The sequence below is a fragment of the Rhizobium sp. WYCCWR10014 genome (assembly GCF_001657485.1).
GTDB lineage: Bacteria > Pseudomonadota > Alphaproteobacteria > Rhizobiales > Rhizobiaceae > Rhizobium.
Genome location: NZ_LXFU01000051.1, coordinates 504,450 through 523,638, shown reverse-complemented (window position 1 = coordinate 523,638; position 19,189 = coordinate 504,450). Strand labels below are relative to the sequence as shown.

General features: G+C 60.2%; 15 protein-coding genes. 11 read left to right on the top strand and 4 right to left on the bottom strand.

Annotation, left to right across the window (positions count from 1 at the left end; genetic code table 11):
• Positions 1 to 324: 324 nt before the first annotated feature.
• Entirely contained in the window at positions 325 to 1,845 is a 1,521-nt protein-coding gene (locus tag A6U98_RS32490; protein ID WP_064655311.1) for a mechanosensitive ion channel family protein, read from the top strand.
• Positions 1,846 to 1,853: 8 nt separating this feature from the next.
• On the opposite strand, the gene A6U98_RS32485 is transcribed toward A6U98_RS32490, so the two are convergent.
• Positions 1,854 to 2,591 carry a phosphatase PAP2 family protein gene (locus A6U98_RS32485; protein WP_064655310.1) on the bottom strand — a complete coding sequence of 246 codons (738 nt, stop codon included), beginning with the start codon at positions 2,589 to 2,591 and terminating at the stop codon, positions 1,854 to 1,856.
• Between A6U98_RS32485 and A6U98_RS37000 the strand changes: the two genes are divergently transcribed.
• Both A6U98_RS37000 and A6U98_RS32480 read left to right on the top strand, forming a co-directional pair.
• Positions 2,577 to 3,074, top strand: coding sequence for a hypothetical protein (locus A6U98_RS37000; protein WP_156667921.1), 498 nt, complete (start codon positions 2,577 to 2,579; stop codon positions 3,072 to 3,074). The two genes, A6U98_RS32485 and A6U98_RS37000, sit on opposite strands and share 15 nt — an antisense overlap.
• 55 nt (positions 3,075 to 3,129) lie before the next feature.
• The gene (locus A6U98_RS32480; RefSeq protein WP_064655309.1) at positions 3,130 to 4,752 is read left to right on the top strand and encodes a Fic family protein; all 1,623 of its coding nucleotides are present in this window, start codon (positions 3,130 to 3,132) and stop codon (positions 4,750 to 4,752) included.
• A 148-nt stretch (positions 4,753 to 4,900) separates the two neighbouring features.
• Here A6U98_RS32480 and A6U98_RS32475 read toward each other — a convergent pair whose 3' ends face one another.
• The 3 genes from A6U98_RS32475 to A6U98_RS32465 form a co-directional block, all read right to left on the bottom strand.
• Positions 4,901 to 5,272 (bottom strand): response regulator, encoded by a 372-nt coding sequence (locus tag A6U98_RS32475; protein ID WP_064655308.1) that lies wholly within the window; start codon positions 5,270 to 5,272, stop codon positions 4,901 to 4,903.
• Between the two features lie 105 nt (positions 5,273 to 5,377).
• Positions 5,378 to 6,010: a response regulator gene (locus A6U98_RS32470; protein ID WP_064655307.1), complete on the bottom strand. Its 633-nt coding sequence runs from the start codon at positions 6,008 to 6,010 to the stop codon at positions 5,378 to 5,380.
• On the bottom strand, positions 6,007 to 7,902 hold the full coding sequence (locus tag A6U98_RS32465; protein WP_064655306.1) for a sensor histidine kinase: 1,896 nt from the start codon (positions 7,900 to 7,902) through the stop codon (positions 6,007 to 6,009). The genes A6U98_RS32470 and A6U98_RS32465 overlap by 4 nt, the downstream gene beginning before the upstream one ends.
• 295 nt (positions 7,903 to 8,197) lie before the next feature.
• On the opposite strand from A6U98_RS32465, the gene A6U98_RS32460 reads away from it, so the two are divergent.
• The 8 genes from A6U98_RS32460 to A6U98_RS32425 all read left to right on the top strand — a co-directional run bounded on the left by A6U98_RS32460 (position 8,198) and on the right by A6U98_RS32425 (position 19,186).
• A complete protein-coding gene (locus tag A6U98_RS32460; protein WP_064655305.1) occupies positions 8,198 to 9,865 on the top strand; it encodes an arylsulfatase in 1,668 nt (555 codons plus the stop codon).
• Positions 9,866 to 9,950: 85 nt separating this feature from the next.
• Complete coding sequence (locus tag A6U98_RS32455; protein WP_064655366.1) at positions 9,951 to 10,961, top strand: HAD family hydrolase; 1,011 nt, start codon at positions 9,951 to 9,953, stop codon at positions 10,959 to 10,961.
• Between the two features lie 102 nt (positions 10,962 to 11,063).
• Positions 11,064 to 13,310 (top strand): HEAT repeat domain-containing protein, encoded by a 2,247-nt coding sequence (locus A6U98_RS32450; RefSeq protein WP_197496470.1) that lies wholly within the window; start codon positions 11,064 to 11,066, stop codon positions 13,308 to 13,310.
• 90 nt (positions 13,311 to 13,400) lie between these two features.
• A complete protein-coding gene (locus A6U98_RS32445; protein WP_064655303.1) occupies positions 13,401 to 14,189 on the top strand; it encodes a hypothetical protein in 789 nt (262 codons plus the stop codon).
• 373 nt (positions 14,190 to 14,562) lie between these two features.
• Positions 14,563 to 16,476: a DUF3604 domain-containing protein gene (locus A6U98_RS32440; RefSeq protein ID WP_156667920.1), complete on the top strand. Its 1,914-nt coding sequence runs from the start codon at positions 14,563 to 14,565 to the stop codon at positions 16,474 to 16,476.
• Positions 16,473 to 17,402, top strand: coding sequence for a peptidylprolyl isomerase (locus A6U98_RS32435; RefSeq protein ID WP_245304592.1), 930 nt, complete (start codon positions 16,473 to 16,475; stop codon positions 17,400 to 17,402). Before A6U98_RS32440 ends, A6U98_RS32435 begins: the two co-directional genes overlap by 4 nt.
• Complete coding sequence (locus tag A6U98_RS32430; RefSeq protein ID WP_064655301.1) at positions 17,399 to 18,394, top strand: HupE/UreJ family protein; 996 nt, start codon at positions 17,399 to 17,401, stop codon at positions 18,392 to 18,394. The genes A6U98_RS32435 and A6U98_RS32430 overlap by 4 nt, the downstream gene beginning before the upstream one ends.
• A 249-nt stretch (positions 18,395 to 18,643) precedes the next feature.
• Positions 18,644 to 19,186: a hypothetical protein gene (locus A6U98_RS32425; RefSeq protein WP_064655300.1), complete on the top strand. Its 543-nt coding sequence runs from the start codon at positions 18,644 to 18,646 to the stop codon at positions 19,184 to 19,186.
• The last annotated feature ends 3 nt before the right edge of the window (positions 19,187 to 19,189 follow it).

Genomic DNA, 19,189 nt, shown 5'->3' with positions numbered 1-19,189 from the left:
AGTGTTACAGCGCCGCATGTCTTGAAAGACGCGCGGCGCTGTAAGCGCTTCAGAACTTGTGACGCCGTAAGGATGGGGCGCTCCAAACATGGGGTTGATCGTCAGCGCCGCGCGGAACGGCGGCCCGGATGGTCGCTGGTGACCCGGATCCGTCACCTGTCCGCTTCTGACGCTCTGGATGCTGGCGCTATTTTGCGGTTGCCTCGCAGTCGGATTGGAAGTCAGGATGCGACGAAGCGATCATTGGAATTCAAGAGTGAGGCATGATGTCGTCTGAAACCCGCTCACACTTTTCCGTATCATGCTCTGGCGAGTGGACGGTCGATGCTTGAGAATCCCACATGGTCCGGAATGCTCGCCGATCCTGTCATCCAAGCCGGGACGCTGGCCGTGGTCGGTGCGATCATCACGCGCATAGCGCTTCGGCCCTTCCCGAGCTGGAAGCTCGCCGGCCAGGTGTTTTTCTTCGCGGCGCTCACCGTCCTGCTGCTCTATCATGACATCGTGCCCTACGAAGTCGGGCCGGCGACGGCTTCAACCTTCGAACGCGTCTTCATCGCCCTTGCCAAGGTGGTCTGGTGGATCAATGCCGCCTGGGCGCTGATCGCCTTCGTCCGCGTCTTCCTGATCTTCGAGCGCCAACCGCGCGAAGGTCGTCTCGTTCAGGATCTGGTCATCGGCCTGATCTATCTCGGCGCAATCCTCTCGGTGGTCGCCTATGTCTTCAGCTTTCCCGTCGGCACGCTGATCGCCACATCAGGCGTCTTTGCCATCATCCTCGGCCTTGCGATGCAAAGCACCCTGAGCGACGTGTTTTCCGGCATCGCGCTCAACCTCGGCCGTCCCTATACGATCGGCGACTGGATCGTGCTGAATGACGGCGTCGAGGGTCGTGTCGTCGAGACCAACTGGCGCTCCACGCATCTGCTGAACGGCTCGAACGACCTCGTCGTCCTGCCCAACAGTTTTCTTGCCAAGGTCGGGCTGACCAATCTCAGCAGCCCTGACCGCAGTCACGGCGCCTCACTAACGGTCCGGGTCGTGCCGACGATCGGGCCGTCGGCGATCATCGAGGTCATGCGCGCAGTGCTTTTGAGCAGCGGCTCGATCCTGACCGAGCCGAAACCCGGCGTGCAGATCAAGTCGCTGACATCGGATGCAGTGGAGCTGGAGCTCTCCTTCCGCGTCAGGGATATCGGCCAGACAGGCCCGGCGAAGAACGAGATTTTCGATCTCATCTACCGCCATATCAAGGCCGCCGGCCTCACCTTGGCACGGCCGCTCGACGCAGCCGGCCCACCGCCCGACCAGTTGCAGTCGGAAGAGATGGTGAAGCCGCACCGGCCGACGCCGCTCAAGCTTCTCGACGCCATCCCGTTGTTTTCCTCCTTGACCGAGGACGAGAAGGAAACGCTCGCAGCCTCGATGACCAGGCGAACCTACAAGAAGGATTCCATTCTCATCGAGCAGGGCGATACGGTCGCGTCGCTGATGATCGTACGCAGCGGCGCCGTGGTCGCCACGCGCCAGGAAGGCCATAAGGAAATCGAACTCGGCCGGCTGGCGCCGGGCGATTATTTCGGTGAAAGCGGACTGTTGATCGGGGTCGGCGAGGCCGCCAGCCTGCGTGCCCTGACCTTCGTCGTCGTCTACGAGATCGCCCAGACGAGCCTGACGCCGCTGCTGCACGACCGGCCCGGCATCGCCGAAGAGCTTGCCGCTACCCTCTTACACCGTATCGAGACCGGCCAGCATTCCTTCGCGGCCGAAGGCGCCACGTTGCACGGCCGCTCGGTCGGCTCCCTGGTAACGCGTATCCGCCACCTGTTCCAGGTGCCGCAATAGGCTCCGCGCTATCTGATGTCGCCGTTTTCACCTTCGCCGGTATCATCAGGGGCGCGGCTCGGAATGAGCCGCTTCGAGATCAGCCAGCAGCAAAGCGCCCAAAGCGCGCCGGCGCACCATCCGGCGAAGACATCCGTGGGGTAATGGACACCGAGATAGATCCGGCTCAAGCCGATGATGACGGCAAGGAAGACGCCGGCGCCCATGACGAAGATCCGCGTCGACCGATAGCGCTGCGTTCGCGCCACAAGCGCGCCAAGTGTCAGATAGGTCACCGCCGAGACCATGGCATGTCCGCTTGGAAAGCTGAGATCGCTCACCTCGACGAGATGCGGCACGATATCGGGACGCGGCCGGGCGACGAGGATTTTCAGCAGCGCGCTCGCCAGCCAGCCGGTCAGCACCGAGGAAACGACGAAGATGGCGATCGGCCAGCGCCGGTCGAACAGAAGATAGATGGTGATCAGAGCCGTCAGCAGCGAGAGAACGGTGATGCCGCCGAGGGCGGTGATATCGTCGACGGCATGCGTCAGCCAGTCGGGGCCGATCGGAACGGCAAGATCGTCCGCGCGTCTCAACGCCAGCAGGATCACCTCGTCGAACCGAAAAGTCTCGCCTTCCAGGACTTCGCTGGTCAGCCGCTGGAGCACGAACAGTCCGCCCGCGATCGACGCGACCGTAATCAGCGTCAGCGGTTCATAGGCGGTAAGCCTTGTCAGAAAACCTCGTCGTTGAACCTCGCTCATGCCTGCCGTCGTGCTCCCTTTACATCATGTCGGTCTTCGCCAAATCGTCAATGCAACCCCGGGATTCAAGGTCCAGCGGCATTCAAGGTTGCTCTGAAGCGCGTTTTTACGCTCGGCAAGGCCGCCGTCCATGGTTCATCGACACCCACCGCAAGATGGGGAAAGGCATTGACTCGGTTGCGTCCTGATAGAGGACTGCCGCAGCCCCAGGGGTCCGATCATCCTGTCGGCGATGCTGTATCCTGGTCGATGAGACTTGTGAAGCTCCTCAAATACCTGACCGCCAGATGCGGGATCCGCCTGATATTCATGGCGAAATCGTGGTCAGCGAAGATCGGCAAGCAACATCGGCAGGTTTGCGGCTACGCCTTAGGTAAGCATATGATTTATTGGTATAAATTTGCTGTCAATCATCGGCAAAACCATCAACATGTCGCAAACTTCAAAGATCGGCAATCAACATCGGCAATTTTCTTGATTTAGGCATGTTAACTTCCTAAATATAATCATGTTTTCGAGATCAAAAGATCGGCAACAAATGACAGAAGAAGTCCCGACCCGAATTGAGCCCGCATTTTTCGAGGAAAGCATCCCATCCTCGATCTCCGATCTCGTGGTGGAGATGCAGGCGGCAGCCGCGAAGCTGGGCCACGGCCTGCACAACGACGCCGCCTTCGAGCTGTCTGACCTCGTGAGGGTGATGAACTGCTATTACTCCAACCTGATCGAAGGGCACAATACGCGTCCCAAGGACATCGAGCGAGCGCTCGCGGGCACCGAAATCGAGGGGGCCACGCGCCCTCTGGTCTTGGAGGCCAAGGCACATGTTGTCGTTCAGCGTGAAATTGACCGTTTGAGCCGGGATGGTGCGTTACCATCACCAACATCTTCGGAGTTCATCGCTTGGGTACATCGTCGCTTTTATGAGGAGATGCCGGAAGAATTCCGTTTCGTCGAAGGCCGCGATGGACCTAAGGTCGAGATCGTTCCCGGCGCGTTCAGATCAAAAACCGAAGACGATGTCTCCGTCGGTCGGCACCAGCCGCCATCTTCTCCGTGTGTCAAAGCGTTCATGGATCACTTTTCCAAGCGCTACGCAGCCGCGCAGGCCGGAGCTACCAACAAGATTATCGCGATCGCGGCGGCGCATCATCGTCTTAACTTCATCCATCCTTTCATGGACGGGAACGGCCGGGTGAGCCGACTGATGTCGCACGCCATGGCTCAGGAAGCAGGCGTGGGCGGGAAAGGGCTGTGGTCCATATCGCGTGGCTTGGCCCGAGGCCTCAAAGACAAGACAGAATACAAAAGCATGATGGACCATGCCGACCAGCAGCGCATGAATGATAGAGATGGCCGAGGCAATCTTTCCGCAAAGGCACTTCAAGACTATTGCGAATGGTTCTTGTCGGTGGCCCTTGACCAGATTCAGTTTTCCAATGCTGTCTTCTCTTTCGACAAGCTTGAGAGCCGTTATCGCAAATTGATCGAAGATGTTATCGACGATAAGCGTGCCCCGGACATCATCTCGGCAGTCCTGAAACATGGCTCGATAGATCGCGGTGATATCGGCTTCATCACGAAGTCGCCCGACCGTACAGCGCGAAACACATTGAAGGCCCTACTCGATCATGGCTTTCTGAAATCCGCCTCACCGAAAACACCCGTGCGGATAGCTTTCCCACTTGATTACCGCGAGCGGCTATTCCCCAATCTTTTCACAGATGGGGAGATAGATGCGCCAAAGCCGTCTGTTCCGTCATTCATCACTCGGATGCGCACGAAGGAGGTTGCCAGTCGATCTTCCTTCCAGCCACCCTTCAATGAAGACGAGGAATTTCGAAAGCGGGTCGGCGGCTTCACGGCCCTGCAGAAGTCGCTTGGCGCGAGAAGTACCCTGGGCAAAATAGCGGCTCAAGAACTCGCAACCACCGAACCCACGGAGGTAGATTGGCAATCTGTCGAGGACCGCGTGATCGCTGAGAGCATTGGAGAGCACGGGCAGTCCCGCGCGGAGGTCATCGAAGCGCTTTGCGAGTTCAGCCCTGGCGCAGTGTCGCAGGAACAGAAGGATGAGATTGAAAAGCGCGTCTTGGCCGCCGCACCCGCGCTAGCGGCGAAATATAACAAACGCATCATGGACCGAAAGCTAAAACGATAAGATTGCTAGCCGTGCGCCCGCCAGCTCAAGTTCAGCGCTCCTTCTTCGAGATGGCAATCGCGATAAGTCGATCACGGTCCCCAAGGACTTCCGCCGATGCGACGCCGACCGCCGTGCTGGGGAGCGCATGATCTCCGGCCCTATCACGTCACAATCCCAACGCCTTGTTGATGGCCGCGATCAGAGTGGCTCCGGAAAATTGCTTCTGCAGATAAGCAACGCATCCCACCTTTTCCGCCTCCGCCTTCACGGAGGCGGTTTCCAGTGCCGTGATGAAAATCACCGGAAGGGTTGTCCCCTCGGCCCTCAGCTTGCGTTGCAGGTCGATGCCGGACATGCCACCGAGGTCGATATCAAGGACGAGGCAATCTATCGCCGTTTTGAGATCGCGAGCGAGATAGTCCTCGGCGGATGCATACTCCTCGGCCAGAAAATCGTAGGCGTTGAGCAGCCGCCCGAGGCTGCGCCGCAGGCTTGCGTCATCATCGACGACAGCGACCGTGCGGCGAAGGTTTTCCAACTCATGCCCCCTCCTCTTTCGAATACTTGAGAGATTAAACGGTTCCTGGTCAAATTTAGGCCAATTGGAGGTGGATTGATATTGTCCTAAGGGGAAAGAGTTCGATCACCCCGCCGGCGATGACGTATCCTGGTCGATGAGACCAATATTTGCGGCGATAGACACCGCCTCGGCCAGCGAGCGAACGGCAAGCTTTTCCATGACCTGATGGCGATGCACCTTCACCGTCCGCTCCGAGATGCCGAGTGCATAAGCGATCTGCTTGTTGAGACGGCCGCGAATGAGGAACCGGAACACCTCGGCCTCGCGCGGGCTAAGTCCATCCACCAGCGCCCGCTGGGCTTGAAGACGGTCGTGTTCGGCCCGTTGTCTTTCATATTGGATGAGAGCATGGTCGATCGCCCCCATCAATGCCGCCGTGTTCGAACTCTTCTCCAAAAAATCCTTGGCACCCGCCTTCATCGCCTCGACGCTTGCCTTGATGTCTCCCTCCCCCGTCAGAAACACGACTGGCAATAGCGGCGCCAGCTCGCGCAGGCGGCGTTGGATCTGCAGGCCGGACTGGCCAGGCATCTGGAGGTCGAGAAGAACACAGCCCGGCTCGCAAGCAGAGAGCCGCGAGAGAAACTCGTCTCCGGATTCATAGGCTTCCACGCTGAGGCCGTGTGCGGAAAGCAGCCTTGCGGTCGCCGTCCGATAGGATGCGTCGTCATCGACGATATGGACAACCGGTTTCATCTCGATCGCTCCTCCCTGTGAGCGAGAGGCAGGGCCACGCGAAAGACCGCGCCTCCTTCGGGGCGGTTGTCGGCGCAGATGCTACCGCCATAGGTCTCGATAATGGCGCGGGCTATGGACAGACCCAGCCCCGTGCCCGCCTGCTTGGTGGTATAGAACGGTTCGAAGATGCGGATCAGCCTTTCCTCCGGAATGCCGTCTCCGGTGTCGGAGACCCGCAACTCCGCCTTCTCGTTCGCCAGTCCCGTTGCAAAGGTAAGCGCTCTCCCGGGCGGTGGGGCGTCCAGCATGGCGTCCATAGCGTTGGTTGCAAGATTTAGGATAACCTGCTGCACATGAACTTTGTCGGCACGAACCGGCAACTCGCCGGGCTGCTGTGTTGAGTTCAGCGTAATTCCGCGCCGTTCCGCCTCGCCGTGAATGATATGGATTGCGCTCGACGTGACATCATTCAGATCAAACTCCTGCCAATCGATCTCGCTTCTCTTCTTGAGCAACCCTCTCATCCGGCTAATGATATCGCCTGCGCGCTGATCGTCCTCCTGGATGTCGAGGAGAATCTGCTGAATCAGTTCGTGATCCGGGTTTTCGCTCCGAAGCAGCACCGCGGCTGCCTCCGCATTGTTTCGGATGGCCGAAAGGGGCTGGTTTAGTTCGTGAGCAATGGACGAGGACAATGCTCCGGCTGTCGCCGACTGGTTAAGGTGGACGGCTTCGAGCAAGTGAAGGCGCGACCGACTCTCGGCATCGCGGCGGCGCCTCCGCTCGAACAAGAGCACCGAGATGATGCTGGCCTGCGCCAGCACGAGGCCGCTCCCCGCCACCAGAATTGGCCAGTGTTCCTCCCAGAGGCTTTTATCCCGGTACATAGGGACCGTGCCCGGTGGCAGATCCTTTTCGGCAAGCCCCCAGCGCTGGAGTTGCCGGGCATCGGCTATATATGTCTGGGGCGCTTCAAGATCCGACACCGGCTTGCCGGCCATCGCATCGATGACGAGGTCGCCGACGGTCCGGCCCAGCGCATCGAATGTGACGGTATTGCCGCCGACGACGCCATGATCGATGTAGGTCTGATAAGGTCCATAGACAGGCGCGCTGGCGGTCGCCGCGATCTGTCTGATCGCGTCGCGCGGAACGAAGTTGCGCCCTGTCCGATCCTTGAAGACCGTCAATGCCAGGATGATGCTGTCGGGCGGCACGCGGGACGCGCGCTCGACGAATTCGTCGATCGTCAGATCTTCCAGATACGTCGTCGTATCATAGGATTTGGAGAACTGTTTCAAATCCGCACGGGCCGTCGTCAGCCAGCTCCGGTCGAAGTCGGACGAGCCACCGACGATGTAGAGGTGGCGGGCATCGGGCTGCAGGCCGCGGGCCATCTCGGCCGTCTTCAGAATGTTGAATGTCGAGAAGGCTCCGATCACGTCATCCGGCAAAGCGATCTTCTCAGCGGTGGCGGTGCCGAAACCGGCGGCGACGATTTTCGCGCCGGGAGCGATCGTGCCGCGGTTCGCGACGATGAAGCTGGCCGACTCCCTGCCGACGGCCACGACCACGTCGGGGCGGCGCGCTGCGTATTTCTCGCCCAAATATCGGGCCATGCGCGCGACATGTTCGCCTTCCGGAAACCGCGAGAGATCCAGGAACTCGGAAAACAGATCGATCTTGCCCTTTGTCGCCTGCAGCAAACGGCTCCGCAACGCCTCTCCGGCAGCTGTCGTCGCCGCGATCCTCTCGTCATAGGGATAAAGAACGAGGACGCGGGGAACCCGGTCGATGATGGCAAGCGAGGTGTCGGACGCTGCTGCCTGACGACTGGACATGCTCAGGGCGGCCACCCCCAACAAAATGGCAGCGCAGCGTAATCGACCTGACCATTGGCCCAAGCCCATCTGCTTTCCCCCAAAGCCTTGCGACAATAACAGCTTCCCGCTGCGGCGTCATCTGCCCAACACTACTGTCGATTGCCACCGCACGAAGAGATTCCCTAAAGTACAATATCGGGTGAAGGCACCATTCGCTAAAGTTCAGCGGGCCAGGCAGAGATGCGGCCGGCTTCGCAACCCGCCGGAGGCAGTTCCGGCAGGATCTTCGTTTTCAAAGCAGTCTAATTGGATCGACGCATGCAATCGCAGCCTTTGCCGCGAGCGGCTTCGTCATTCGAGAACGTCAACGGAGGGATTTGAAATGAACAGCAGAATCCTTATCCGCTGCATCGGAGTGGCTTCATCCACCATTCTCTGGTGTGCGGCCTCGCCCCTGCAAGCGCAGGACGCCCAACGAAAACCCAACATCCTGTTTATCGTTTCGGATGATACCGGCTATGGCGATCTCGGCCCCTATGGCGGGGGTGAAGGTCGCGGGATGCCGACCCCGAACATCGACAAGCTGGCCGACGAGGGGATGACGTTCTTTTCCTTCTACGCCCAGCCGAGCTGCACGCCCGGCCGTGCGGCCATGCAGACGGGACGAATTCCGAACCGCAGCGGCATGACCACAGTGGCGTTTCAGGGCCAGGGCGGTGGATTGCCCGCAGCCGAATGGACGCTCGCCTCCGTTCTGAAGCGCGGTGGCTATCACACCTATTTCACCGGCAAGTGGCACCTTGGAGAGGCAGACTATGCGCTTCCGATCGCGCAGGGCTACGACGAAATGAAGTATGTCGGCCTCTATCATCTCAATGCCTACACCTATGCCGACCCGACCTGGTTCCCGGATATGGATGCGGAAACCCGCGCTCTGTTCCAGAAGGTGACGACGGGCTCGCTGTCCGGCAAGGCCGGCGGCGAGGTCAAGGAAGACTTCAAGATCAACGGCCAGTATGTCGATACGCCCGTGATCGACGGCAAGGAAGGCGTTGTCGGCATTCCGTTCTTCGACGGCTACGTTGAGAAAGCGGCACTGGGCTTTCTCGATGAAGCCGCGAAGACGCCGGATCAACCTTTCTTCATCAACGTCAATTTCATGAAAGTGCACCAGCCGAACATGCCAGCGCCGGACTTTCAAGGAAAATCGATCTCGAAGAGCAAGTATGCGGACTCCGTCGTGGAACTTGATACACGCATCGGCAGGATCATGGACAAGCTGCGTGAGACCGGCATGGACAGAAATACGCTGGTTTTTTACACGACCGATAACGGTGCTTGGCAAGACGTCTATCCAGACGCGGGCTACACACCATTTCGCGGCACGAAAGGCACCGTGCGCGAAGGCGGCAACCGCGTTCCCGCGATCGCTGTCTGGCCCGGCAAGATCAAGCATGACGTGAAAAATCACGACATCGTCGGTGGTCTCGATCTGATGGCGACCTTCGCCGCAGCTGGCGGCGTGCCGCTGCCCACCAAGGACCGCGAAGATAAGCCGATCATCTTCGATAGCTACGATATGACCCCTGTCCTGTTGGGGACGGGAAAATCGGCCCGCAAGAACTGGTTCTACTTCACCGAGAACGAACTGACGCCGGGTGCTGCCCGCGTCGGCAATTACAAGGCCGTGTTCAACCTGCGCGGCGACAATGGGCAGGCCACGGGCGGTTTGGCAGTTGATACCAACCTTGGCTGGAAGGGCGCTCAGTCCTACGTCGCCATCGTGCCGCAGGTGTTCGATCTGCTGCAGGATCCGCAAGAACGCTACGACGTCTTCATGAACAACTACACCGAACACACCTGGACACTGGTCTCCATATCTGTGGCGATCAAGGATCTCATGAAAACCTACGTCGAGTACCCCCCGCGCAAGCTGCAGAGCATGGGTTACGACGGTCCGATCGAACTGTCCAAGTATCAGATGTTGCAGTCGGTTCGTGAGCAACTCGGCAAGGAGGGGGTCAATATCACGGCTCCGACCGGAAACTAGGTCCTTGGCAGCCCCGGAGCGATCCGGGGATGCCGTAAATCTCCGGTTTCACGATTGCTGCAAGCTGATCGATGGAGGCTTCGCGATGTTTTCGGCACGTAATTTCCTGTATTTTTCCCGCTGCGTCGCGCTCGCCGCCGCAGCATGCCTTTTTACCGCGGCCTCGGCAGTCGCTCAAACGGACGCACTGCCATCGTGGAATGACACGGCATCGAAGCAAGCGATCATCTCCTTTGTCGAGAAGGTGACAAAACCAGGGTCAGCCGACTTCGTCCCGGAAGCGGAGCGTATCGCTGTGTTCGACAATGACGGCACCCTGTGGGTCGAGCATCCCATCTATACGCAGCTTGCGTTCGCCCTGGACCGGGTGAAGGTGCTTGCACCGCAGCATCCGGAATGGAAGGAAACGCAGCCGTTCAAAGCCGTGCTCGAAGGCGACATGAAGGCACTCGCGGCATCCGGCGAAAAGGGCCTTGTCGAGCTCATCATGACGACGCATGCCGGAATGACCAGCAGCGATTTTCAGAAGATCGTGATCGATTGGTTTGCTTCGGCACGTGACCCTAAATTCAAGCGGCCATACACCGAACTCGTCTACCAGCCGATGATCGAGCTTCTCGCCTATCTCCGCGCCAACGGCTTCAAGACCTTCATCGTTTCAGGCGGCGGCGTCGAGCTGATGCGCCCCTGGGCGGAAAAGGTCTACGGCATCCCACCAGAGCAGGTCGTCGGTTCGTCGATCAAGACCGAGTTCAGGATGCAGGACGACACCCCGGCCCTCTTTCGGCTTCCTGAAGTCAATTTCATCGACGACAAGGCCGGCAAGCCCGTCGGGATCAACCAGCACATCGGCCGGCGGCCGATTGCCGCCTTCGGCAATTCCGACGGAGATCTCCAAATGCTGCAATGGACGACCATGGCCGGCGGGCCTGCCAGGCTCGGCGTCCTGATCCATCATACCGATGCCGAGCGCGAATACGCCTACGACCGCGATACCGAATTCGGCCGCCTCGACAAGGCGCTGGATGCGGCCTTCATCGCCGGCTGGACTGTCGTCGACATGAAGGCCGACTGGAAGCAGGTGTTCAAGGACTAGGGAATGAATGTGCCGGGCGCCGGAGCCTTGCATGATGACGCCGTGCCTTTTGGAACGTCGACAGGGAGCGATTGAGTGGCAGCGTCTGTTCGGTCTGTAGCAGTGAGGGGAATAACCGTCCTGCTTTTCCTGTTGCTCGCCTTTATCGGGCACAGTCTTGCGAAGGACGTCCTCTCGACACCCGCTGGCGACCCGCGAATATCGATCCATGAGGGTTTCGTGGACGAAAGGATGTGCACATCCTGCCACGCCGATCAGGCCGCTGCCTTTTGGAAGTCGCATCATGCGAAAGCCATGGCACTGGCCGACGACGGGGCCGTGCGCGGCGATTTCAACAATAGCAGCTTTGAACATGACGGCGTCGTCACGACCTTCACCCGTCGCGACGGCCGCTTCTTCGTCGGCACCGAGGCAGCCGACGGCGGCCAAGCCGAGTTCGAAATCAAATACACCTTCGGCTACGAGCCCCTTCAGCAATACCTCGCCGACATCGGAGGAGGGCGGCTGCAGGCTCTCGATATCGCCTGGGACACCGCCAGCCGGCAATGGTTCTGGCTCGGCGACGGCACCCCGGCCAAGCCCGGCTCGACCTATCATTGGACAGGTCCCTTCTACCGCTGGAACCGCACCTGCATCGACTGCCATTCGACTGATCCCCGGGCGAAGTTTCAACCGCGGACGAACGAATACAAGTCGACCTACGTCGCCACCAGCATCGGCTGCCAGTCCTGTCACGGCCCAGGCGCAAAGCACGTCGCGTTGGCGCAATCGGCGGATGTTTTATCTCCTATGACCGATAGAGGCTTGCCGAAGGTCGAGGGGAGCACCTGCTTCGCCTGCCATGCCAGGCGCACCAGGCTGCTGGACGGCTATCAGCCCGGAAACCCCTTTCTCGACTATTTCTCCCCCGCCTTGCTGCGACAGGGTCTTTATTTCCCGGACGGGCAGATACTCGACGAAGTCTTCGAATATGGCTCGTTTCAGCAAAGCAAGATGGCAAGGGCGGGCGTGACCTGTCTCGACTGTCATCGGCCGCACGATGCCGGCCTCAAGGTCGATGGCAATGCGCTGTGCACGCAATGCCACACCGAGACGAAGCCGGAGCGCTTCGTCGACCAGGATCCAAGCGGACTGTTCGACACTCCCGCGCACACGCACCATCAGGCCGGTTCGACCGGAGCACAATGCGCCAACTGCCACATGCCCGAACGCACCTACATGAAGGTTGACCCGCGCCGCGACCACTCCTTCGTCATCCCGCGGCCCGATCTGTCGGCAACCCTCGGAACGCCGAATGCATGCACGTCCTGTCATATCGGCAGAACGAATGATTGGGCGGCCGAGACAATGGACAAATGGTACGGAGCGCAATGGCGCAAACGCCCGTTGATCGCCCATGCCTTCGCCGGGGCCGCGAACGGCGATCAAGCCGCGCTCGAGGCTCTGCGCGCGCTTGTTAGTGATAAGGACCAGGCAGGAATTGTGAGGGGCAGCGCCATCGCCGCAATGAGTGAGATCGGCGGCGTGGACGTCTCCGCCGACATTCGGACGGCCGCGGCCGATACAGATCCGCTCGTCAGGCTCGGAGCTGCGGAAGCGGCAGGCAATATCCCGCCTGAGCAGAGGCTTAACGCGATCGGCGACCTGGTGGGCGATGAGACGCGCGCGGTTCGCGTTGCTGCCGCCAATGCCCTGGCAAGCATCCCTCCTGACCTCTTCGGAGATCGGCGAGGCAATTTGGAAGCCGCTGTCGCGGACCTGCGCGCCTATGTCGAAACGAATGCCGACGTTGCAGAAACACAAAGCAATTATGGCTTCTTCCTGTTCGCTCGGCAGCGTACCGCCGAGGCCGAAGCGGCCTTCCGGCGGTCGATTTTTCTCGATCCGACATTGGAGACAATGCACATCAATCTCGCCGAATTCTACCGCGCCACCGGCCGAAACGACAAGTCGGAGCAGACCTATGCCGAAGCAATCCGGATGGCGCCCGAACAAGCGGACCTACGTTACGGACATGCGCTGTCCCTGGTGCGCAAGCAGGCATTGACCGAGGCGATAATGGAACTCGAGGAAGCTGTGCGGCTCGATCCAAAAAGCTCCCGCTACAAGACGACCTTTGCCGTCGCTCTCGATTCCGCTGGCCGGACGGAAGACGCATTGGACAGGCTCGATGGTTGGGCAGCGGGCGGAGACGCCGACATCATGGGCCTCGCACTCCAATACAGTCTCAAGCTTCGGCGGCTGCCGGAGGCGTTGAAACACGCCGAAAATCTGGCGCGACTGAGGCCTGAGGACCGGGAAATTTCGGACCTCATCGGGCAGTTGAAGCAGGCGATCAGCGGAAAATAGGTATTTTAGCTTGTTCAAATGTAATTCTGGCTGCACAGTGCTGACTGGGGACAGCAGTGCAGAGGCGGCCAACGAGATCGGGGGATTCTCATGAAAGCCATATACCTGCGTGGCTTGCTTTTATTGACGGGCATCTGCGCGGCGGCGGCCAGCAACGCCGCCGATATCACGCCGCTCGCGCCAGAGGCGAAGTCAATCGAGAGCCCGAGCGGCTGGGAATTCACATTCGCTCCATATTTCTGGGCGGCCGGCATCTCCGGCGACACGGGGCAGTTCGGGCTTCCGGAAGTCCATCTCGACTCTGACTTCAGCGATATTCTCGAAAATCTCGACTTCGCGTTCATGGCGGCAGGGGAAGCAAGATACGATCGCTTCAGCATTGTCGGCGACGTGATCTACACGAAGCTGGGTGCGGATGCCGACACGCCGGCCGGCATCCTTGCCGACAGCGTCGATGTGACGTCGAAGACCTTCGCGGGATTTCTTGGCATCGGCTACGCCATCCTCGAAGACCAAAATGGCCATCTCGACGTGGTCGGCGGCATGAAAGTCTGGTCGGTCGAAACCGAGATCTCCTTTAATGGCGGCATTCTGGCCGGAGTGGATGTCGAGGACAGCGCCACATGGGTCGATGCCGTCGCCGGCGTCAGGGGCAACTACTTCTTCACGCCGGAGATCTATCTCACGGGATGGGGTCTTGTGGGCGCCGGCGGCGCCGATCTCGACTGGGACTTGGCATTGGGGCTCGGCTACAAGTTTAACGACAGCATCTCGGCGATCGCCGGATATCGCGCACTTGGCGTCAATTACGAGAATGACGGCTTCGTCTTCGACGTCGTCCAGCAGGGGCCGATTTTCGGGGTCGCCATACGGTTCTAACGCCGGACTGGCGAACTTCGTCCGCGAGCGATTGTCCTCCCAACATGCTCGCCTTTTGAAGGCCTGGCCCAGGAGCCGGAACAACGACGCCCCCAGGAAGCAGAGAGCCGCCTTGGCAAGAACGGTGGTTCGCAGTTCGGTATCCAGCACGGATCGATCCGAGCGATATCGTTTCACTCCGGAGGTAGCGTGCTTGGCGGGCTGGGTCCAATCGGATGATGGAAGGATTGATGAAGAAATCGCTTCGGACCAAGGGGAGACGAGGTTTCCCGTCATTGGTGCAAATCAACAAGAGTCAGCTCAGACAGTTCAAGGATAACTTCTGCAAAAGGGGGAAGCGATGAACAAGAACAAGATATCTGCGAAGTTGATAATGGCGGGGCTCGTAGGCCTTGGCTCTGCCTTGCCGGCTGCGGCCCAGGAGACCACCGACATAGGTAGTCTGGACAGCGCCAAGGCTGGAAAGGCGTTTTCCAGCAAACCTGTCTACTCGCCCTATGCGGGGCGCAATTTTCCGACCCGGCCGCTCTTCGGCGACACGCATCTCCACACCGGAGCTTCGTTCGATGCCGGCGCATTCGGCGCACGGTTGACGCCTCGCGACGCCTACCGCTTCGCTCGCGGCGAGGAGATTACGGCGTCGAGCGGCCAGCCCGCTAAGCTGTCACGGCCGCTCGACTTTCTGGTGGTGGCCGACCACTCGGACAACATGGGCATGTTCCCCGACCTCTTCGCCGGCAAGCCGGAAGTCATTTCCGATCCGCAGGCCAAGACCTGGTACGAGGAGATCAAGGCGGGACAAGGCGGCAAGGCCGCACTCGAGATCATCTTCAGCTTCGGCAAGGGAACGCTTCCTAAGAGCATGATCTACGGGCCGGAGACACGTCCCTACAAGAACGCGTGGCAGGACACGATAAAGGCCGCCGAGGAATACAATGATCCGGGCCGCTTCACCGCCTTCATCGGCTATGAGTGGACCTCGAACACGGAAGGCAACAATCTGCATCGCAATGTCATCTTCCGCGACAATGCCGACAAGGCCGACCAGGTCGTGCCCTATACGACGCTTAAGCCCTTGGGCAGCGACAATCCGCGCGATCTATGGAAGTGGATGCAGGCCTATGAGGACAAGACCGGCGGCAACGTGCTCGCGATCGCGCACAACGGCAATCTGTCCAACGGCCGCATGTTCCCGCTGATTGAATCCTTCACCGGCAAGCCGGTCGACAAGGAATATGTCGAGCAGCGCTCCAGGTGGGAACGCCTCTACGAGACGACGCAGACGAAAGGCACCGGAGAGGCGCATCCGACGCTCTCGCCCAATGACGAGTTCGCCGACTTCGAGATCTGGGACTTCGGCAATCTCGACGCCAGCGTGCCGAAAACGCCCGATATGCTGGAGTTCGAATATACCAGGTCCGCGCTGAAGAACGGCCTCAAGCTCGAAGCCGAACTTGGCACGAACCCCTATAAGGTCGGGCTGGTCGGCAGCTCCGACGCGCATACGGGCCTTGCAGCCATGGAAGAGGAAAACTTCTTCGGAAAGACCACGCCGCAGGAGCCCAGCCCGGAACGCCTGACGGCAACATTCGTCAAGAATGCCAAGACTGGTATCACGGTGATGGACTGGGAGGTTGGCGCTTCGGGCTACGCGGCGGTGTGGGCGGCGGAAAACACCCGCGAGTCGATCTGGGACGCCATGCAGCGCAAGGAAACCTATGCGACAACCGGATCGCGCATGGCCGTGCGCTTCTTCGGCGGGTGGGATTTCTCGCCAGCCGATGCCGAGAGCCGCAACCCCGGCGCGATCGGCTACAGCAAGGGCGTTCCCATGGGCGACGATCTCACAGCAGCGCCGGAAGGCAAGGCGCCGTCATTTCTCGTCGCCGCACTGCGAGATCCGATTGGAGCCAATCTCGACCGTTACCAGATCGTCAAGGGCTGGCTCGACGACAAGGGCGAGACGCATGAGCAGGTGTTTGACGTCGCCTGGGGCGGGGACCGCAAACCAGGCGCCGACGGCAAGGTGCCATCGGTCGGCAGCACCGTCGACATCGAGAACGCGACCTGGACCAACACAATCGGTGCGCCGGAACTGATCGCTGTGTGGAAAGACCCCAGCTTCGACCCGAAGCAGAAGGCCTTCTACTATGGACGCGTCATCGAGATACCGACGCCGCGCTGGACCGCCTATGATGCCAAACGCTTTGGAACGAAGCCGCTTGAGGGTACGCGGATGACTGTCACCGAACGCGCCTATACCTCGCCGATCTGGTACACGCCATGACTGCGATGCCGGCGGTTGAACCGGCCGCCGGATCGTCGACCGGCCCAGCATACGGCAAAGTGAGGACGATCCTGTTGAAACGTGTGTTGAGGGAGCCGCTGGTCCACTTCCTGGCTCTCGCGCTGCTTGTCTTTGCGGCTTATGGGCTCTTTGGCGCCGATGCGGACGACAAGCCGGACAGCATCGTCGTTACGGCGCCAAAGATCGAGCAAATGGCCGCCGTGTTCGCGGGGACCTGGCAACGTCCGCCAACGGCCGAGGAACTAAAAGCCCTGATCGACGACTATGTGAAGGAGGAAATTCTGGTACGCCAGGCGCTGAAGCTCGGGCTCGACAGGGACGACACGGTGGTTCGTCGCCGCCTGCGCCAGAAGATGGAATTCCTGAACGTCGCCGACGCCGAAGCGCTGGCACCGACCGATGCGGAGTTGGACGCCTATCTGAAAGCCAATGCAGCCATGTTCCAGATCGGTTCGATGCTGGCCTTCCAGCAGGTGTACTTCAACCCTCAGCGGCGCGGCGACACGAGAGCACAGGACGCAGCTTCCGTTCTCAAAGCGCTGCTGACCGATTCGGCCACGGATCGCACCCTATTTGGCGACCCCACGATGCTCCCGCCCGACCTGCCGCTTTCGAGCAAGACATCGATCGGCCAGACCTTCGGCGCCGATTTCGCCGAAGAACTCGACAAGATCCCTGCGGGCCAATGGACGGGTCCCGTCAATTCCAGCTTCGGGCTGCACCTGATCCGCGTGACGGAGCGCGTGCCCGGCCGAGTGCCGACGCTCGACGAGGTTCGCGACGCCGTTGCCCGGGAGTGGACGAACGCTAAACGCAAAGAACTCGAGAACCAGCGCTTGGCCGAACTCCTTAAGCGCTATGTGGTGAGCGTCGAAAGCCCGGCCGGCGTGGGAACCGACCCATGACGCGGCTTGGGGCGCTGCTGGCCGTGCTGATGCCGGTGTTGCTGGCCACAGCGGGGTACACTCATGAGATTCGGCCGGCCTATCTCGACATGCGCGAAACGGCGCGCGACGAGTTCGCCGTCGTCTGGAAGGTTCCGGCGCAAGGCGACATGCGTCTCGGGCTCTATGCAAGTCTGCCAAAGCGGTGCATCGAGAAAGCCGAACCGGCGAGGTTAATCGCGGACGGAGCTTATCTGGAGCGAAGCACCGTCGCTTGTGCGGGGGGATTGAGGGGCGGCGAGATCGGCATCAACGGCCTCAAGTCGACCATGACCGAAGCGCTCGTCCGCATCGAATACGAGAACGGCGACACGGAGGTCGTGCGCCTCATGCCGGACGCGCCCTCCTTCACCGCCGCCGGCGCGCAGACCAGCCTCGAGTTCGCCCAGACCTATTTTCTGCTGGGCGTCGACCATATACTCTCGGGTCTTGATCACCTGCTCTTCGTGCTTGCAATCATGCTACTCATTCGAGACCGCTGGATGCTGGTCAAGACGATCACGGCCTTTACGATCGCGCACAGCATCACGCTGGCTGGCGCGTCACTCGGATATTTCAGTTTGCCGCAGAAACCGGTGGAAGCGACGATCGCCCTCAGTATCGCATTCGTCGCAAGCGAACTGATCAAGATGAAGCCGGGCGAAAGGCGGCTCTCCGAGAGCTACCCCTGGGTCGTTGCCTTCGCCTTCGGGCTGCTGCACGGCTTCGGTTTCGCCGGTGCCTTGATGGAAATCGGCTTGCCGCGATCCGATGTGCCACTGAGCCTGCTGACATTCAACCTGGGTGTCGAGGCAGGACAGCTGATCTTCGTCGCCGCGGCGTTGGTCGTGCTTCGGGCAGCAAGCGCGCTGAGCACGATACAGCCCGCACCGGCACGTCAGTTCGGCGCCTACATAATCGGGACCGCCGCGATGCTGTGGCTGCTTTCGCGGATCGCGGGGTTGGCGGCGTGAGCAGCCCGATCCACTGAAGGGCAGTGGGACATCCGCCCATGACCAAGACATCATCGTCAGCTCAGTTCAGTTCGCCGCAGCGTCCAGCCGAATTTTAGCCGAACTCACAGCCAGACGCGGCAAGCGGGAACAGCAGTTCAAACTGCTATAGCGCCCATCAACATGAAAAGTCGCGCGGCGCTTTAGTAGCAAAAGCTCAACCTTCTTTTGCTATTGCTGAGGCCGATGGCGTTGGAGATTATTTCGGCGATGAAAATTCCGACAGTGATGGTTCTGATGGCCGCCCTCCTGCAGCCGGTCTCAGCCTTCGGCGAGACCGAATGGATCGGCGGCGCGAGACAATGGTCAGTCGGTTTCGCCAATGAGAGCCCGCATCCCTATTGCCGGCTGCTGTGGGACAGCGAGGTCGGCAAGACCATGGAATTCCGCCAGAGCGCGACCGAGACGTTCTGGCTGGTCGCCAAGACCACATGGGATATTCCGGCCGGCACCAAGACCGAGGTGACGCTGACCGACCGTACGGCGACGAAGGTCATCGCGGCCGATTTCTTCGACAAGAACACGCTTCGCCTCTGGGGGCCGGCCAGCAAGGGGAGCGCCGGGTTGAAGAAGATCATCAAGAGTTCCTTTGCCGGAATGCCTGACGTGCAGATCACCTTTGCCGGTGACGAAGGTGACTGGACGCTGCCGCTCTCGCGGGTGGAGCAGCTCTACCCGACCTTCGTCCTGTGCCTCAAACGTCTCGAGGACGGCGAAAAGCCAAAGCAGAATTCCGAAACCCAGCCATTCTGAGGC

What these genes read in the sequence shown, in the direction of transcription:
- A6U98_RS32445 (WP_064655303.1), top strand. Translation starts at nt 13,401, where the DNA reads ATGAAAGCCATATACCTGCGTGGCTTGCTTTTATTGACGGGCATCTGC.
- A6U98_RS32480 (WP_064655309.1), top strand. Translation starts at nt 3,130, where the DNA reads ATGACAGAAGAAGTCCCGACCCGAATTGAGCCCGCATTTTTCGAGGAA.
- A6U98_RS32425 (WP_064655300.1), top strand. Translation starts at nt 18,644, where the DNA reads ATGAAAATTCCGACAGTGATGGTTCTGATGGCCGCCCTCCTGCAGCCG.
- A6U98_RS32490 (WP_064655311.1), top strand. Translation starts at nt 325, where the DNA reads ATGCTTGAGAATCCCACATGGTCCGGAATGCTCGCCGATCCTGTCATC.
- A6U98_RS32460 (WP_064655305.1), top strand. Translation starts at nt 8,198, where the DNA reads ATGAACAGCAGAATCCTTATCCGCTGCATCGGAGTGGCTTCATCCACC.
- A6U98_RS32485 (WP_064655310.1), bottom strand. Translation starts at nt 2,591, where the DNA reads ATGAGCGAGGTTCAACGACGAGGTTTTCTGACAAGGCTTACCGCCTAT.
- A6U98_RS32435 (WP_245304592.1), top strand. Translation starts at nt 16,473, where the DNA reads ATGACTGCGATGCCGGCGGTTGAACCGGCCGCCGGATCGTCGACCGGC.
- A6U98_RS32440 (WP_156667920.1), top strand. Translation starts at nt 14,563, where the DNA reads ATGGCGGGGCTCGTAGGCCTTGGCTCTGCCTTGCCGGCTGCGGCCCAG.
- A6U98_RS32455 (WP_064655366.1), top strand. Translation starts at nt 9,951, where the DNA reads ATGTTTTCGGCACGTAATTTCCTGTATTTTTCCCGCTGCGTCGCGCTC.
- A6U98_RS32470 (WP_064655307.1), bottom strand. Translation starts at nt 6,010, where the DNA reads ATGAAACCGGTTGTCCATATCGTCGATGACGACGCATCCTATCGGACG.
- A6U98_RS32465 (WP_064655306.1), bottom strand. Translation starts at nt 7,902, where the DNA reads ATGGGCTTGGGCCAATGGTCAGGTCGATTACGCTGCGCTGCCATTTTG.
- A6U98_RS32430 (WP_064655301.1), top strand. Translation starts at nt 17,399, where the DNA reads ATGACGCGGCTTGGGGCGCTGCTGGCCGTGCTGATGCCGGTGTTGCTG.